The 16,514-nt window shown below is 63.1% G+C and carries 16 protein-coding genes; 4 read left to right on the top strand and 12 right to left on the bottom strand.

Features of this window, described 5'->3' with window-relative positions; genetic code table 11:
• Positions 1-386: 386 nt before the first annotated feature.
• Positions 387-1,490, top strand: coding sequence for a hypothetical protein (locus IVA96_RS34580; protein WP_247422201.1), 1,104 nt, complete (start codon positions 387-389; stop codon positions 1,488-1,490).
• A 77-nt stretch (positions 1,491-1,567) separates the two neighbouring features.
• Here IVA96_RS34580 and IVA96_RS34575 read toward each other — a convergent pair whose 3' ends face one another.
• Genes IVA96_RS34575 through IVA96_RS34550 form a run of 6 tightly spaced genes read right to left on the bottom strand, consistent with a single transcriptional unit; the run spans position 1,568 to position 7,440 of the window.
• Complete coding sequence (locus tag IVA96_RS34575; protein ID WP_247301878.1) at positions 1,568-2,053, bottom strand: nucleoside deaminase; 486 nt, start codon at positions 2,051-2,053, stop codon at positions 1,568-1,570.
• Positions 2,054-2,066: 13 nt separating this feature from the next.
• Complete coding sequence (locus IVA96_RS34570; protein ID WP_247337093.1) at positions 2,067-3,599, bottom strand: ATP-binding cassette domain-containing protein; 1,533 nt, start codon at positions 3,597-3,599, stop codon at positions 2,067-2,069.
• Positions 3,596-4,279 carry an isochorismatase family cysteine hydrolase gene (locus IVA96_RS34565; RefSeq protein ID WP_247422199.1) on the bottom strand — a complete coding sequence of 228 codons (684 nt, stop codon included), beginning with the start codon at positions 4,277-4,279 and terminating at the stop codon, positions 3,596-3,598. Before IVA96_RS34565 ends, IVA96_RS34570 begins: the two co-directional genes overlap by 4 nt.
• Positions 4,280-4,290: 11 nt before the next feature.
• Positions 4,291-5,217, bottom strand: a complete 927-nt coding sequence (locus IVA96_RS34560; RefSeq protein ID WP_247422197.1) for an ABC transporter permease — start codon at positions 5,215-5,217, stop codon at positions 4,291-4,293.
• Between the two features lies 1 nt (position 5,218).
• Complete coding sequence (locus IVA96_RS34555; RefSeq protein ID WP_247422195.1) at positions 5,219-6,331, bottom strand: ABC transporter permease; 1,113 nt, start codon at positions 6,329-6,331, stop codon at positions 5,219-5,221.
• Complete coding sequence (locus IVA96_RS34550) at positions 6,328-7,440, bottom strand: BMP family ABC transporter substrate-binding protein (protein ID WP_247422193.1); 1,113 nt, start codon at positions 7,438-7,440, stop codon at positions 6,328-6,330. Before IVA96_RS34550 ends, IVA96_RS34555 begins: the two co-directional genes overlap by 4 nt.
• A 401-nt stretch (positions 7,441-7,841) precedes the next feature.
• Here IVA96_RS34550 and IVA96_RS34545 point away from each other — a divergent pair, with 401 nt between their 5' ends.
• Entirely contained in the window at positions 7,842-9,125 is a 1,284-nt protein-coding gene (locus IVA96_RS34545) for an allantoate amidohydrolase (protein ID WP_247422191.1), read from the top strand.
• A 73-nt stretch (positions 9,126-9,198) separates the two neighbouring features.
• Entirely contained in the window at positions 9,199-10,569 is a 1,371-nt protein-coding gene (locus IVA96_RS34540; protein WP_247422190.1) for a hypothetical protein, read from the top strand.
• Positions 10,570-10,693: 124 nt separating this feature from the next.
• On the opposite strand, the gene IVA96_RS34535 is transcribed toward IVA96_RS34540, so the two are convergent.
• The 4 genes from IVA96_RS34535 to IVA96_RS34520 all read right to left on the bottom strand — a co-directional run bounded on the left by IVA96_RS34535 (position 10,694) and on the right by IVA96_RS34520 (position 14,142).
• Positions 10,694-10,915: a hypothetical protein gene (locus IVA96_RS34535; protein ID WP_247301846.1), complete on the bottom strand. Its 222-nt coding sequence runs from the start codon at positions 10,913-10,915 to the stop codon at positions 10,694-10,696.
• Positions 10,916-11,465: 550 nt separating this feature from the next.
• Positions 11,466-12,842 (bottom strand): VWA domain-containing protein, encoded by a 1,377-nt coding sequence (locus IVA96_RS34530; RefSeq protein WP_247422188.1) that lies wholly within the window; start codon positions 12,840-12,842, stop codon positions 11,466-11,468.
• A gap of 5 nt (positions 12,843-12,847) precedes the next feature.
• Positions 12,848-13,795, bottom strand: a complete 948-nt coding sequence (locus IVA96_RS34525) for a MoxR family ATPase (protein WP_247301828.1) — start codon at positions 13,793-13,795, stop codon at positions 12,848-12,850.
• Between the two features lie 146 nt (positions 13,796-13,941).
• Entirely contained in the window at positions 13,942-14,142 is a 201-nt protein-coding gene (locus IVA96_RS34520; protein ID WP_247301825.1) for a hypothetical protein, read from the bottom strand.
• A 224-nt stretch (positions 14,143-14,366) separates the two neighbouring features.
• Here IVA96_RS34520 and IVA96_RS34515 point away from each other — a divergent pair, with 224 nt between their 5' ends.
• Entirely contained in the window at positions 14,367-15,341 is a 975-nt protein-coding gene (locus IVA96_RS34515; protein ID WP_247301822.1) for a quinone oxidoreductase, read from the top strand.
• Between the two features lie 39 nt (positions 15,342-15,380).
• Here IVA96_RS34515 and IVA96_RS34510 read toward each other — a convergent pair whose 3' ends face one another.
• Together IVA96_RS34510 and IVA96_RS34505 are read right to left on the bottom strand one after the other, a co-directional pair.
• Complete coding sequence (locus IVA96_RS34510) at positions 15,381-15,644, bottom strand: hypothetical protein (protein ID WP_247302294.1); 264 nt, start codon at positions 15,642-15,644, stop codon at positions 15,381-15,383.
• Positions 15,645-15,746: 102 nt separating this feature from the next.
• Positions 15,747-16,355: a S24 family peptidase gene (locus IVA96_RS34505; RefSeq protein WP_247280567.1), complete on the bottom strand. Its 609-nt coding sequence runs from the start codon at positions 16,353-16,355 to the stop codon at positions 15,747-15,749.
• Positions 16,356-16,514 lie beyond the last annotated feature (159 nt).

Raw genomic sequence — 16,514 nt, 5'->3', positions numbered from 1 at the left:
TCGCTGGGTGCCTGTTGCAAATTTGTGACGGTTCAAGCCAAATCGGAACCCTGTGGGCTGGCTTGACGCCATGTTGAGCAATCGTAGGTCCGTCCATCCATCGCTCAGAGCACAGCGCTCGCGACGTCTGCTTCAACTCGGCTTCGCATCGGGGCGCGATCAGAAAATCCGAATAAAAACAATCGGGAATGTTCGGCAATAGCGATCCTCGCCGCTCGTGCTCACCGCGTCCGGCCACTTTGCAATCTCCTCCTTGATACGTCGCGTGCTGCCGCAACAAGCGGCACGCCATGTGAAAAGTTGAGGCTTCGCACTCCGGGAGATCGGCGCAAGTGTCGCACCCAGGGACGTTCATTTTTGAACGTCCAAACTTGGGGGTATTCAGGATGTCGTTTCGTTACACGGCAATGGCAGCAGCGGCGCTGTCACTTGCTACGCTGGCCACCGGTGGTCTAGCTCAGGCGGCGGATCTGCCAGTGAAGGCGGCCAAGAAGGCGCCGGACCTTCCATTCTTCCTGGTCATCGATAACCGCGTCACCTTCTCGTACATCTTCAACGCTTCGCAGCCGGGCGCGTGGTCGTTCCGGCCGGATGGGTCGATCAACAGCAAGACCACAAAGCAGGTCTACTCGTTCACCCATTTCGACGCCTGGGCGTACGGCACGAACTTCTTCACCATCTCGATGTACAAGTCGGATCACAATGACCCGGCGGGGCCCTGCACCAATGCGGGCACGATCTTCGGCACGCCGGCATCCTGCGCCGGTGCGACCGAAATCTATGGCCTGTTCCGTTCGACCTTCGGCTGGAACGAGCTCTTCGACACCAAGGCTTTCAGCGCGGGGCCGCTGCACAACATCTCGTTCGAAGTCGGCATGGACGCCAATACCGAGAACAGGTATTTCGGCGCCGCCAAGCGCGACGTCGTCGGCGGTCTGCAGTTCGCGTTCGACCTGCCCTACAAGGGCTACATCAACGTCGCGCCGCTGGTCTATTGGGAGTTCGCCAACCACAATTCCTTCAGCCAGTGTGGCCTGTTCGGCCCGGGCGTTCCCGGAATCACGTGTCTGGCGGACGGCAACACGTCGTTCAAGCCAACCTGGGCTGTCGAAGTCAATTACTACATGGACCTCGGCTTCCTGCCGCCGAACATGCAGTACTTCTCGATCAGCGGCCGTGCCGGATGGTACGGCAAGAAGGGCACCGACACCGAGCCGCTGCCCTACAGCCCGGCGGATGGCGTCTACAACACCGCGGTTGAGCTAAACTCAGAACCGATCCGTCTGACCTTCGATGCCTCGAAGGCAGCCTGGGGTGACAAGTACTCCCACTTCGTGGATGTCTGGGTGGCCTATCGCTATTGGCAGAACAAATTCGGCCTCGATCACAATCTTGCCGTCGGCTGTACCACGGCCGTCGGTGGCCGGACGGTGAGCACCGGCTCCTGCACCGAGTCCTCGCTCTACTCCGGTATCACCGTAAAGTTCTAGTCATCTGACGCTCTCCAGGTGAAAGACGATGGCGCCGCGTCGAACCTCCGCGGCGTCATCCCCTTTTGGATATGCTGCTACTTCGTCCACACGCCCTCGTGCAGCGCCTCGGCCTCGTCCTCCAGCAAAGGCCCGACCACCTCGGTCGGGCGCTGTCCGCTGGCAAAGACCTCGCGGCAGGGTAGGTCGAGCGTCGGATTCTCCGGATGGTTGCCGGTAAGGCCGCGCAGGCGGTGCTCGCTGAGACCGTAGACCACGCGGCCGATGCCGGCCCAGTAGATCGCGCCAGAACACATCGCGCAGGGTTCTGCGGAGGAATAGAGCGTCGCCATCGCCAACACCTCGCGACTGAGCGTGCGGCAGGCCTGCGTCGCCGCCAAGCGCTCGGCATGCGCGGTGCCGTCATGATCCGGCAGATAGCCGTTCTCGGTCTCGATCAGCACGTTGCCGTCGGCATCGACGACGATGCAGCCGAAGGGATGATTGCCATGGGTGAGGGAACGGCGGGCGACCGCGAAGGCTAGACGCAGAAAGTGCTCGTCCCACTCGGATGCGCCGCTCATCGCTAGTCCCTGGTCAGTGTCCCGCCATGTGCCGGCCGATCACGGTGAGATCGGCCTCGCTGGTCGGTGCTTCATACACGAATTCGCCGTGGAACATCACCACCAGCCGGTCGGACAGTTCGAGCAGCTCATCAAGGTCCTCGCTGGCGAGCAGCACGGCGGCGCCGCGGTTGCGCGCGGCCATGATCTCGGCGTGGATCTGCGCCACCGCGGCGAAGTCGAGGCCGAAACAGGGATTGGCCGCGATCAGAACCTCGACATCGCCGCCTAGCTCACGGGCGAGCACGGCGCGTTGCACGTTGCCGCCCGACAGGGCCGAGATCGGCGTGTCCGGCGTGCGGGTCTTGATCTTGTACTGCGCGATCTTCGTCCTGGCGTCGTCGCGAAAGGCGCCGCGATTGAGCCACCAGCCGCCACGGGCGAAGGGTGCACGGTCGAATTCACGGAAGGCGATGTTGTCGGCGACGCTCATGCCGCCGACGCAGGCGTTCTTCAGCGGCTCCTCGGGCAGAAGCGACATCTTGTGCCGCCGCATTTCCTCACGGCTGGCGCGGTAGGGATCGCCGGCAACACGGATCTCGCCGCTTTCGGCCTCGCGCTGGCCCGCCAGCACCTCGACCAGCTGGCGTTGGCCGTTGCCGGAAACACCTGCAATGCCGACGATCTCGCCGGCGCGGACGGTGAGCGAGACGTCATGCACGGCGACTGCGCCGGCATCGTCGAGTGCGCGAAGCTTTTGCAGCTCGAGCCTGGCTTGGCCAGCCGCGCCGGTGCGCGGCGGCTGCACCGTCAATTGCTCGGCGCCGATCATGGTGCGTGCCATCGCGTCCGGCGTGAGCTCGGCGACCTTGCCGGCTCCGGCGAGCTTTCCGCGACGCAGGATCGTGACGTCATCGGCGAAGGCCATGACCTCGCGGAACTTGTGCGTGATCATCAGGATGGTCAGCTCGCCCCTGACGACCATATCGCGGAGCATGCCGAGCACCTCGTCGGCTTCTGCCGGCGTTAGCACCGAGGTCGGCTCGTCCAGGATCAAGAAGCGACGCTTGAGGCAGAGCTGCTTGAGGATCTCGCACTTCTGCCGTTCGCCGGCAGAGATGTCCGCGACTTTCGCGCCGAGCGGCACCTTGAAGGGCATGCGGCTCAAGAACGCTTCGAGCTCCTTCATCTCCTTCGGCCAGTTCACCACGGCCGGCACGTCGTCGCGGGCCAGCACGAGGTTTTCCGCGACGGTCATCGCGGGCACCAGCGTAAAATGCTGATAGACCATGCCGAGCCCGAGCGCGTGGGCCTCCTTCGGATTGCCGATCGCCTGCTCGCGCCCGCCGACGAGGATGCCGCCTTCGGTCGCGTGGTAATAGCCCATGATGCATTTGACGAGGGTCGACTTGCCGGCGCCGTTTTCGCCGAGCAGCGCGTGGAAGGAGCCCGGCCGCACTTTCAGCTCGACATTGTCCAGCGCCAGGAAATCGCCGAAGCGCATCGTCATGGCGACGGCGTCGACGCCGAAGGCGCCTGACGGCGGTGGGGTTTCGCCGATGATCACGAAATCGCTCCGATGACGGCGTGGGAGGTTGAGACCGCGCCGAACACGCCGCCCTGCATCTTGATCATCTTCAGCGCGTGGTCATGGTTGCTCTTGTCGGTCGCACCGCAACAATCGTGCAGCAGCACGCATTCGAAGCCGCGATCGTTGGCCTCGCGCATCGTAGTGTGAACGCAGACGTCGGTCGTGATCCCGGTCAGCACGATATTATCGATGCCGCGCACGCGCAGGATCAGCTCCAAGTCGGTGGCGCAGAACGAGCCCTTGCCCGGCTTGTCGATGATCGGCTCGCCCGGCAGCGGTGCCAACTCCGGGATAATGTCCCAGCCGGGCTCGCCACGCACCAGGATGCGGCCGCAGGGCCCGGGATCGCCGATGCCGGCGCCGATCTGGCGCGAGCGCCAGCGCTTGTTAGCGGGAAGATCGGAGAGATCGGGGCGGTGGCCTTCACGGGTGTGGATGATATGGAAGCCTTGGCTGCGCATCACAGCGAGCAGCTTCCTGATCGGCTCGATCGGTGCCCGCGTTAGCGAGAGGTCGTAGCCCATCTTGTCGACATAACCGCCGACGCCGCAGAAATCGGTCTGCATGTCGATGATGATGAGCGCCGTATTCTCGGGACGAAGATCGCCGTTGTAGGGCCAGGCATAGGGTTCGGATTTGATGTGGCGCTCGGGCATAATCCTGCTCTCTAGCGGGTGATCGACAATTCGGCCGGGGCGCCGGTCAGTGTGCGTTTGGGCGAGCAGGTGACGATCATGATCGCCAGCGTCAGGATGTAGGGCGCGGCATTGAAGAGGTGATAGCCGGAGGTGACGCCGACAGATTGCAGCGCCGGCCCCAGCGCCGCGGCGCCGCCGAAGGCGAGCGAGGCCCATAGGCACAGCAGAGGATCCCAGCGTGCGAAGATCACGAGCGCGACCGCCGTGATGCCCTGGCCCGAGGAGAGTCCCTCGTTCCAGCTGCCGGGATAGAACAGCGAGAGGAACGAGCCGCCGATGCCGGCGAGGAAGCCGCCGACCATGGTGGCGCGCAGGCGGATCAGCAGCACGGAGTGGCCCATCGCGCGCGCGGCGTCCGAGCTCTCGCCGGCGGTACGGATGAGCAAGCCCCAGCGCGTGGTGCGGAAGGCCCAGTACAGGATCGGCGCAAGCGCGAGGCCGATCAGGAAAAGGACGTTGACACGCAGCGCAGCGCGGACCTGCGGGACGTCGCTCCACCAGCCGAAATCGATGGCGGGCAGCCGCGGCGCGGTGGGCTCGATGAGCGGCTTTCCAAGGTAGAAGGCAAGCCCGGTGCCGAACAGCATCAGCGCAATGCCGACTGCAACGTCGTTGACGCGCGGCAGCGAGCAGATGCCGGCGTGCAGCGCGCCCAAAAGGGCGCCGGTGATGCCGGCGGCGAGCACGCCAAGCCACGGTGAGCCCGTGAGATAGGAGATGCCATAGGCGCTCATCGCGCCCATCACCAACGTGCCTTCGAGGCCGAGATTGATGCGGCCGGAGCGCTCGGTGATGCATTCCCCTAGGCTCACGAACAGGAACGGCGTGGAGACGCGAATGGCGCCGCCGAGCACGGCGAGCGGGACGGTCCAGAGTCCGATCGATCCGTCTGCCATCTCAGGATTTTCCCTTCAGGAACCCGGTGCGGCCGTAGAGCGCATCGCTGGCCAGCACGAAGACGAAGATGATGCCCTGGAGCACCAGCACGGACGCATCCGGCAGTCCCAGGCGCCGTTGCAGCAGGCCGCCGCTGGCGCTGATACCGCCGAGCAGGATGGCGACGGGGATGATGGCGAGCGGATTTTGCCGCGCAAGGAAGGCGACGAGAATGCCGGTGAAGCCGTAGCCGGCCGCAAGGTTGGCATTGGTGCGTCCTTGCACGGCGGCGACCTCGACCATGCCGGCAAGGCCAGCGGCGCCGCCGGCAAGGAAGCAAACGGTCAGTATCAGCTTGTCGACGCCGAGGCCGACGATCTTCGCGGCGCGGATGTTGCCGCCGGCAATCCGCGCGGCGAAGCCGAACACGGTGTGATAGACCAGGACGTAGGCGGCGATCGCGGCGATCAGGCCGAACACCAGGCCCCAATGCACATCGGTGCCGGGAATGGTGCCGATCATGTTGGCGGCGCCGATCTCGCGCGTCGAGGGCTTGTTGAGGCTCGCGGGATCGCGCATCGCGCCTTCGACGAGATGGTTGAGGATTGCGAGCGCGATGTAGACGAGCAAGAGGCTCGATATGGTCTCGTTGACGCCGCGATACTGTCGCAAGCCGCCCGACAGCATGATCCACGAGCCTCCGCCGAGCACGCCGGCGATGACCATGGCGATCTGGACGACAAGCGGCGGCAGGCCCTGGAGCGCCAATGCGGCGCTGGTTGCCGACAATGCGCCGATCAGGAGCGCGCCTTCGCCGCCGATGATGACCATGCCGAGCTGCGCGGGCAGCGCCGTGCAGAGTGCTGTTAGGATTAAGGGAGCAGCGCGCGTGAGCGTGTTCTGCCAGGAGAACCAGGTGCCGAACGCGCCGTAGTACATGTAGAAATAGAGGTCGAGCGGATTCTTGTCGAACATCGCGACGAAGATGCCGAAGACCGCGAGCGCGCCGACGAGCGCCGCGCCCGGGATGAGGATGTATTCAATTGTTGCGCCGTGGCGCTGGAGAAAGCCGGGATCGGCGGCCGGGGCGATCGTCCCGGCCGCGTCAAGGGGATCCGCAGCTTCCGTTGTCACGAAGTGGCTCCGATCACACCCTCGACGAGATAGTCCATCTTCTCGAGCTCGGGATCCTTCTGACCGCGATCGGTGCCGGCCGCGATCACGGTCCTGCCCCTGTTGTCGACCAGCCCTCCCTTGAAGATGGCGTAGCCTTCAGCCGACAGGAATTTGGCTTTTACGTCGTCGGCGTGCTTGCGGGCCTCTGCGGAAACCGCTTCGCCATAGGGCGATGTCTTGACGATCTCTTCCTTGAGGCCGCCGCGGTAGAAGTTCGGGATGCTCTCGCCGGCGGCAATCATCTTCACGAACTTCGGATAGAGCGCTTCCCAATTCCACTCCGCGCCGGTGAGATACGCCTTCGGCGCGAGCGGCGACTGGTTGGTGTGATAGCCGCAGACGAAGGCGCCGCGTCGTGCCGCATTCTCGACCATGGTCTTGGGACCGTCGACATGGCAGGTGAGCACGTCAACGCCCTGGTCGATCAGGCTGTTGGTGGCTTCGGCTTCCTTGACCGGCATCGACCAGTCACCGGTGAAGATGACCTGCGTGGTCGCCTTGGGATTGGCGAGCCTGGCCCCGAGCGTGAAAGCGTTGATGTTGCGCAGCACCTGCGGGATGGGCTTGGCCGCAACGAAGCCGAGCTTGCCGCTCTTCGAGGTGTAGCCGGCGACGATCCCGCAGATGTATTGAGCTTCGTCGATATAGCCGAAATAGCTGCCGGCGTTCTTCGGATCCTTGTCGCTCCACAGGCCGCCGCAATGCTCGAAGCGGAGCTTCGGGTACTTGTTGGCCATCTTGATCATGTGCGGATTGTAGTAGCCGAACGAGGTCGGGAAGAGCAGGCTGGCGCCGTCGAGATTGATCATGGACTCGATCGTCTTCTCGACCGCGTCGGTCTCCGGCACCTTCTCTTCCTCGATGACCTTGAGGCTGGGAATCTTCTTCAGCGCCGCTGCCCCCTGCGCGTGCGCCTGGTTGTAGCCGTAGTCGTCACGCGAGCCGACATAGATGAAGCCGATGGTCGTCTCCGCTGCGAAGGCCGGGCGGAGGCCAGCCGCGGCGCCGAGGGTCAGGGCCGTACCGCCTTGCAACAAATGCCGTCGTGAAATCCTGCCAAAATCCATTGCTTGCTCCCCTGGGCGGATGGCCCGCCTCGATCTCGCGGCTGCCGCCGATCTGGCGGAGCTCGGGGACACGTGTCGCAAGCTTCGTGCCATAGGCTACGAAGCGTTCAATTGCGGATAAGGTCTTGAAAATATGGGAGTCTCTATGTTGCCTGAATTCTGATCAGGATATCGACAGATTAATTTATGGGCAGTAACTCCCAATTGTATGCAATGGAGTTAAGCAGCTTTAACCTGTCCGTGCGTGTGCATGCCGGGAGACTGCCGGCGGGCTACTCGCGTTCATGCTAATCACGCCCGGATTGGGACAGCGCCAGTGCGCGATTTTCGCTCGCATCCAACTTGTATCGATTGTCATCAGGACCGCCGCTGCTGCGGTCCCCGAAAGATGGAAAGCCGAGATGGTTGCTGGGAACGCCGTTCAGAGGACATCGCTCGGCGAAGAAATCGTGCGTCGCATCAACGAGCTCGGTGCGATCTCGGAAGAGGCCGGCAAGCTCACCCGCATCTATCTGAGCAAGGAGTTGCGCGAAGCCGCGGACCTCATCCTGGGCTGGATGCGCGAGGCCGGCATGAGCGCGCATCTCGATGCGATCGGCAACGTCTGTGGCCGCTACGAAGGCGAGCGGCCGGGTGCGCCCTGCCTGATGCTCGGCTCGCACTACGACACTGTGCGCGATGCCGGCAAATGGGACGGGCCTCTCGGCGTGATCACCGCGATCGCCTGTGTCGCAGATCTCAACCGCCGCGGCAGGCGCTTCCCGTTCGCGATCGAGGTCGTCGGCTTTGCCGATGAAGAGGGGGTACGTTTCGCCTCGACCCTGCTGGGCAGCCGTGCGGTGGCCGGCACATTCGACAAGAGCGTCCTGAACACGCGCGACCGTGACGGCGTGTCGATGCGCGATGCGCTCATCACGTTCGGCCTTGACCCCGATCATATCGGCGCGGCTGCACGGACGCGGCGCGAGCTAATTGCCTACCTTGAATTACATATCGAGCAGGGTCCGGTGCTGGAAGCACAGAACCTGCCTGTCGGCGTCGTCACCGCGATTGCGGGCGCGACGCGTCTTGCCGCGCGGCTGACCGGCATGGCCGGGCACGCCGGCACGGTGCCGATGGCGCTTCGGCGTGATGCGCTCGCCGGCGCGGCCGAATGCATTGGCGCGATCGAGCAGTTTTGCCGGACCGACGACGGCGGGCTGGTCGGGACCGTCGGATACATCCAGGCAAGGCCCGGCGCGACCAACGTCATCCCGGGCGAGGTGTCTTTCACCATCGACATGCGCGCGCCAATCGACATGCATCGCAAGCGTGCAGTCGCCGAAATCGTCCGCCAGATCGAGGCGGTCGCGAAGCGACGGCAATTGGTGCTTCAGCTCGACGTCACGCACGAGAACGGCACGGCACCCTGTGCGCCCTGGCTCAAGGAGCAGATCGCTCAGGCGATCGGAGCGGAAGGCTTTTCCGTATTCGAGCTGCCGAGCGGAGCAGGCCACGACGGCATGGCGATGATCGACATTGCCGATGTCGGCATGATCTTCGTGCGCTGCCGCGGCGGCATCAGTCATCACCCGGACGAGCATGTCGAGCTCGCCGATGCCGAAGCTGGCGCCCGCGTGCTGCTGCGGGTGATCGAGAATTTCAGGCCCTGGGAAGGTAAGTCGAGCCCGCAAGTCGCCCGATAGAGACACGAATCAGACAGCTCTAGAAAGTGGCGGCGTTATTGCCGGGATCACGAGACACAATTCGAAGACACCTATGAACAGGGGCACCTCTTTTCGATCACGTCGTGAGAACCGGTTTTATCAGGGCCTGACGGCGACCTTCGTTGCCAACGCGCTTCAGGCGGTGAATTTTCTCGGCGATCGATTCCTGAGGCAGTCACCTCATTCACTCTCGGCCATCGCGGATCTTTACCGGCACTCGATGGACAGCGCCTTCTCGGCGACCGAGGCTTTCCTGGTCACGGGGGCGCCGCACGCCTGCGCGTACTATCCGCGCGACTTCGCCTGGTTCTATCCCGACATTCTCGATCGCCAAACCATCATGGATGCGCAGGACGCGGTGCGACGGGCGCGTCTGCTCGAAAAGAGCGTGCATCTGTTGCTGGAGGCGGTTCGCGCTGGCGTCGTCACCACGACCATCGTGCCGGCGGGACGCGGGCGGTATCTCGGCGTGAATTATTTCTCGCGTCCTTCGGATACGCTGCTCGGCATCCTTGCCGGTCTACAGCAGATGATTTCCGCGGAGGACAGGGCATCGTCCTATCTGGCGATGTCGCAATGCGCGCATGCCGGCCGTCTGCTGTTGGCCGAATACGGAGCCGACCTGAAGCGGGCGATCCTGCAGCTCGCAAGCGAGCTGGAGTCATTCGACAATGGCGGCACCAGATATTTGTTATGCGATGCCCGCGTCCCGCGCTCTGCAGCCACCGACACCCGCGCCGAGCGACGGCGGTTCGTCACAAATGCCTGTGTGTACACGACGTTCGTGTGGGGCATTCAGCTCGGAGTCGTGGACGAGAATGAGCTAAAGCGGCTGCTGGGACGTCACCTCGGGCAGTACAAGAAGGACCTGCTCCGGCTGTTCGGCAAGGACGGCTATATCAGACATTCGCTGGACGGCCCGGCGGCTCCGCCGGCGTCCTCGGTTGCGCTGGATTTCGTCAGCGTGCATCGCGGCTTCTGGGACCTGAACGAGGAGTGCGAGCGGGCGCTGTTCGCGGCCACGGCGGATTTAATCATTGCGGAGCCGCGCTTCCGTGTCCCTAACACGTTCCACTTCCTGGTGTCGGCAGATAATCCGCAGACCAAGATGATTCACAAGATCGCGGCTCCCGCCTACCAGGGACGCTCATCCTGGCCGACATTCAACGTCGAGTTTGCGGATCGCATGCTGGATTACGACGAATTCTCGGGGAGCGACACCTACCGGGCCTGCGCCCAGGGAATATTGAAGGACATTCGGACCGCAACCGAGGTCCATGGCGGCTATCAGGAATTGCTGTCCGAGCGGGGCCTCAAATATCGCACCTGGGCCTACAAGGGTGCTGTGGCGCACTCCTGGTTCCCGCGTTTCCTGTCGGTCTGGAGGAGGGCGTATGGATCGCCGCTCCTCCAATGGGAATGACTGATCCGCAACTTCGGTTAAGCAGTCGACGGGGCCACCCTCGAGCACTCTTGCTGCCAAGGTCATCTGATCCGATTTCGGCGAGAATTGATGTTCGGGTGAGGGCGGCCAATCGCCGTTCGCACTACGCTGCGAGATCCAGCAGCCGGCACGATCCGCGGACCAGCACCTTGCGTCCGGTGGGCGTCATCTCAGGCACGCCGCCATTGACGACAACAAGGCCGAGCTTGATGAGGCTTTCGACCAGATAGGCTTTCGAGAGGCGACCGTTCGATGCCGGATTGCGAAGCGTGCGTAGCGCTTCCCATTGATCCGGCGAAAGATCGAATTCGACATCGTTGCTCATGCTGCCTCAAGCGATAGTAACGTTTGCGCGCCTCTGTTAGCGGCGCTGCATGAACACCATGCGACGACAATGAGTCGGGAATTCGGTGAGTTGTTTAGAACGTCTCTTCACCGAATTGCCGCAGTTCATTGCGTCATAGGAGTTAAGATCGTTTGAGCGCAAATATTGTCCCAGACCTCGATCATATATTGATGATTTAGGCTTGTGTTGCGGCGCGAACTGCTGCGCTGCACGGGAACAGCTACTGTCCCATTCTGCGTCGCAATATGCACAGAAATGATGAGACGGAGCGCTCGGGGCCCTGTTAGGTTCGCGGGGAATGGCTTCACAGGCAGGAGTGGACTGCATGAACAGGCTGGCGGAAATTCGCAGTCAGGAATCTCTGTGCCGCGAGCGTGCCGCGCTTTTGAGCGGCGGGTTTTCTGGCTCGCGCAAGCCCAGGAATGGGAACAGCGCGCGCTCGACGAAATTGGGTATCACTTTCGGGAGTGCAATATCGCCCGGGCCGAGTTGACCGCCGCCTAACCTTAGAGAGGGGCGTGTTAGGCCTTCACTGATAAGTGGCCACGATATCGGACACCGCGCGCTCGAGCTGCTGCGCGGTGGCGCATTGGCGCGCGACACTGCAAAAGGTCGCATAGCGCGGCATCTCGGAATCGCCAAAGCCCCAGGCGAGCCATCCTTCGGGATTGAGCCAGACCAGCCGCTTTGAGCGCTCGGAGATACGGCGCAGGATGTCGGCGCGCGGGTCGAGGTTATTGCTGCGGGCGTCGCCGAGCACGATGACCGTGGTCTGCGGCGTCAGCGCGCTCATGAACTCCTTCTCGAAATCGGCCAGCGAGGAGCCGTAGTCGGACGAGCCGAAACCGACCTTGGACATGATCTCGGCCATCGCCTCTTCCGGCGAGTTGTTCTCCAGGATCTCGCTGACCTCGATCAGATGCGAGGAAAAGGCAAAGGAGCGGACGTCGTCGACCACCTCTTGCAGCGAGTGGATCAACAGCAGGAAGAAGTCGGAGACCTGGGCGACCGAGCCGGAGACGTCGCAAAGGGCCACGATCTTGGGCCGGTCGCGATGTTTGCGTTTCCAGGCGGTGAGGAACGGCACCCCGCCCCAGGCCGCGTTGCGGCGGAGCGTACGGCGAACGTCGAGATGGCCGCGGCGCTGGCGCTTGCGCGGCTTCGAGTAGCGCTCGCGCAGCCGGCGCGCGATCTGGCGGATGAGGGCACGCATCTCGGCGACCTGGCGCCGCTCGATGCGCGCGAGCGGCGCGTTGCGCAGGATCTCGTTGCGGAGGCTTTCGGCCTCCTCGCGGGCGTAGAGCGCAAGCCCCTGGGAGACCGTGTCGCGCACCGCTTCGCGCAAGGCATCGAGCGCAGCGCGCAGACGCTCGGCCAGTGACGGGTTGGTCGCGGTCAGTTGGTCCAGATCGTCCCGCAGGCGCTGGAGGCCCATGGCGTCGAGGATGCGGCTGGAGAAGATGCCGCGCTGGGTGGAATAGCGGATATCGGACAGCGCGGCGACACCGGAGGCACTGGCGATCGCCGCCGCGATCGCATTGCGATCCTGCGACAGCAGCATCTGCGCAAGAGCGCCCAGTTCCTGGGGAGGCTGACCTTCACCGGCTTCGCTGCCCGCGTCCGATGAGGGCGACTGATCCAGGTCCTGCGAAGCGTCATCGCTGCTGGCCTCAGGCTGATCCTGCCGCTGTTCCGGCTGACTGAAGAAGAGATCAAAACAATCGCCGAGTGCGAGCTTCTCGTCCTGCGACTTGGCGAGCGTCAGCAGCAGGGCGTCGCGCAAGATCGCGCGGTCGGAGAAACCGACCTGCTTGACCGCACGCATCGCATCAATGCTTTCGGCGGGCGAGACATGAACGCCGGCGCCGCGGGCCGCCCGAAAAAAACGATGGAGGTTCTCGCGCATCGGTCTCAACCGAAGACGTTGGACCGCGCCGCTTTGGCAATGAAGGTCGTAACTTGCGGCGACGCGGCTTCAATATCGGCTTCGTATTTCAGGAGCACGTTGAGCGTGTCCTTGACGATCTCGGTATCGAGTTCGGTGGCCTGAAGCAGCACCAGCACGCGCGCCCAATCGATGGTCTCGCTGACCGAGGGTAGCTTCTTCAGATCGAGTGAGCGGATCTCGTGGATGAAACCGACCATCTGCCGGCGCAGCGCCTGCGAGATGCCAGGCACGCGGCTCTCGACGATGCGTTCTTCCAGCCTGTGCTCGGGAAAGCCGATGTGCAGATGCAGGCAGCGTCGCTTCAAGGCGTCGCCGAGGTCGCGCTCGCTGTTGGAGGTGAGGATCACGGTCGGCGGCGTGATCGCCGAGACGGTGCCGAGCTCGGGGATGGTGACCTGGAAGTCGGACAGGATCTCCAGCAGCAGCGATTCGAATTCCGCATCCGACTTGTCGATCTCGTCAATCAGGAGCACGCAGCCGCCCGGCTGCTCCAGCGCCTGGAGCAGGGGCCGCGGCTCGACGAATTCCTTCGAGAAGAACACGTCACCGAAATCGTGGAGCTGGTCGAGCGCTGCATGCAGCGTCTGCGCGCCACCCAGGACTTCGCCGAGCTTGTCCTTCAGGATCTGGGTATAGAGAAGCTGCTTGGCGTATTTCCATTCGTAGAGCGCCTTGGCCTCGTCCAGGCCTTCATAGCATTGCAGGCGGATCATCTTCATGCCGCGCCAAGCGGCAATCGCCTTGGCAAGCTCGGTCTTGCCGACGCCCGCGGGGCCCTCGACCAGGATCGGCTTCTCGATCTGTTGCGACAGATAGACGGCGGTCGCGATCTGCCGGCTCGCGATATAGCCTTGCGCGGCGAGGCCGCTCTCCACTGCCTCGATCGAGGTCGAGGCCTTCTGATCAGCCACGAAACGGCGCTCCCAAAGGTCCTGCTTGAGGCTTGTTCTGCCTGCGTTCCGGGCAAAGAACAAGCCTCGTTTGGGAGCCACCAGACCCGCGGGAGCGGCGTTTTTTCCGCTTAACGCAAATAGTTGAACGGTGCGCCGGCGCGCGATCAGTGCCGCAGCAGCTTCGGCTTGCGGATGGTCTGTCTGACCTCGGCGCCGCAATCGGCGCATTCATAGACAAGGTCGATCTTGGCAAGGCTCCAATGCGGTTCGACCTCGCGGACATACATCGGCAGGAACCCCATGCAGGTGGGGCAAGTCACTGGCGCGATTTCGACATCCTGATGATGCTGAACATAAGCTGGCATCTCGGCTCTCCTTCGCAGGCGACCACCAGACCCCCGCTGAAGGCTACCGCCACTCGCCCCACGCCGGTCATCAAATCTTCCGAACAGAGGCGGAACGGCGGACATTTATCGGCCGCTGTGACATTCTTGTTACGCGTCGGTACTGTAACCGCCGGACCAAATGCCTACTTCCCAGTGCGATCAGGTTCTCTGAACTTCACTGCAACGATAAGGGAGTAACGCCCATGACGCATGCCATTCGCTTTCACAAGACCGGCGGCCCGGAGGTCCTGGTCTGGGAGGAGGTCAGCGTCGGCAAGCCCGGACCGGGCGAGGCACGCATCCGGCACACCGCCGTTGGTCTCAATTTCGTCGACATCTACAACCGCTCGGGCCTGTATCCGGCGCAGCTGCCGAGCGGGCTCGGCAGCGAGGCGGCCGGCGTCATCGAGGAAGTCGGCCCAGGCGTCACCGATCTGAAGCCGGGCGACCGGGTCGCCTATGGCGCCTCGCCGCTCGGCGCCTATTCCGAGGCCCGGCTGATCCCCGCCGACCGCTTGTTGAAGCTGCCTGACGGTGTCGATGACAAGACTGCGGCGGCGATGATGCTCAAGGGACTGACGACGCAGTATCTGATCCGGCAGACCTATCGGGTGAAGTCCGGCGACACCATCTTGCTCCACGCCGCGGCCGGCGGCGTCGGTCTGATCCTGAGCCAGTGGGCCAAGCACCTCGGCGCCACCGTGATTGGCACCGTCAGCAACGACGAGAAGGCGAAGCTCGCCAAGGCGCATGGCTGCGACCATGTCATCATCTACACGCGCGAGGATTTCGTGAAGCGCGTCGACGAAATCACCGGCGGCAAGAAGGTGCCTGTCGTCTATGATTCCGTCGGCAAGGACACGTTCCTGAAATCGCTGGACTGCCTCGCGCCGCTCGGCGTTGCCGCGCTGTTCGGTCAGTCCTCCGGCGCCGTCGATCCGCTCAATCTCGGCCTGCTGGCCCAGAAGGGCTCGCTCTACGTCACGCGGCCGACGCTGTTCACTTATGCCGCCAAGCGCGAAAGTTTGGTCGCGATGGCAGGCGAGCTGTTCGAGGTCGTCAAGTCCGGTGCAGTCAAGATCGAGGTGCACCAAACCTATCCGCTTAAGGACGCCGCCAGGGCGCATGCCGATCTCGCCGCGCGCAAGACCACGGGGTCGACCGTGCTTACGGTGTAACGTTCATTCGAGACGGCGCGATGCAGGCTGCCAGCTTCGTCACGTCCGCTCGTGCTTGCGCAGATCGCGGGCGTGATCGAGGCGGCATGCCTGGAGGTCGATATCTTCGGGCGGGATCTGGGGCAGGGCGGCCTCGGACAGGATGGCCTCGGTCACATCCTCGACCGAATTGTCGGCGATTTCGTGGATGAACGAGACGTTCCGGTATTCGCCCGAAACGATGCGGGAGACGATCTCACGCCTCGTGATTTCGGGGTCGACGACCGCCTCGCGGCCGCGCCGCCCATAGTCACGACGAAATATTGCATAGAACGAACCTGCCGCACCCGGAGTCGAGAGTGCGGCAGACTATTTCCGAAAATCAGAAAAAAAGTCAAGAGCGACTTCCAAAAACGGAGATCGGCGCTACCTGCCCTTCTTGCGGGGGCGGGCCGACTTGGCGCGCAGCCGCTCGAGCTGTCCCTTGGGCATGGACAGGCAGATCTCTCCGACCCATTCGAGCTTCACGCCGACGATCGGCTTGGCGTTGAAGCTGGTGAGATTGACCACGGAGGGGCTTTTGCCGCGCTCGATGGTCTTCAAATAGCGCTCGCCGGTCTTGAGCCGGACAACGGCCTCCTCGCCATAGAAGCTCGACAGCGGATGACGCTGGTCCTTGTAGACCACGATCACGTCGCCGCTCTCGTACTTGGGCAGCATCGAATCGCCCACGATCTCGAAGGCGACGGTCTCTTCCATGATCGGGAAGGGCAGCGTGATGTCACCGAGTCCCTCCGGCGGAACTTGTTCATAATCGGGCTCGATCACTGCGCCGGCGCCGACGCGACCCATGATCGGCGCGAGGTTGAGTTCGAGATATTCCATGATCGGAATGATCTCCGAAGCCTTCACTAGGCGCTCGCCGCCGAGAATCTCCGAGACCGCACCGGGTCGCACGCCCATGGCCGCCGCCAGGCCACCCTTACTCTTGCCGGTTTTTTCCAGGCCCCGCTCGATCATTGCAACGTCCAACATGGTGATTCCCTCGATTGCGCATGGTCTTGCCTCTTATAATCCGAAATTCGGAATTGATGCAATTATGAATATCAGAATTGTCGCTTGACTTTCGATTCGGAATACCGGAATGTATCTTCCGCCTCGCGATCATGCGGTCGGCGGGGGCGCATCACAGGA

This window comes from Bradyrhizobium sp. 159 (assembly GCF_023073795.1).
GTDB lineage: Bacteria > Pseudomonadota > Alphaproteobacteria > Rhizobiales > Xanthobacteraceae > Bradyrhizobium.
Note: the sequence above shows the minus strand (reverse complement) of the source record. Positions and strands in the feature narration are given on the sequence as shown.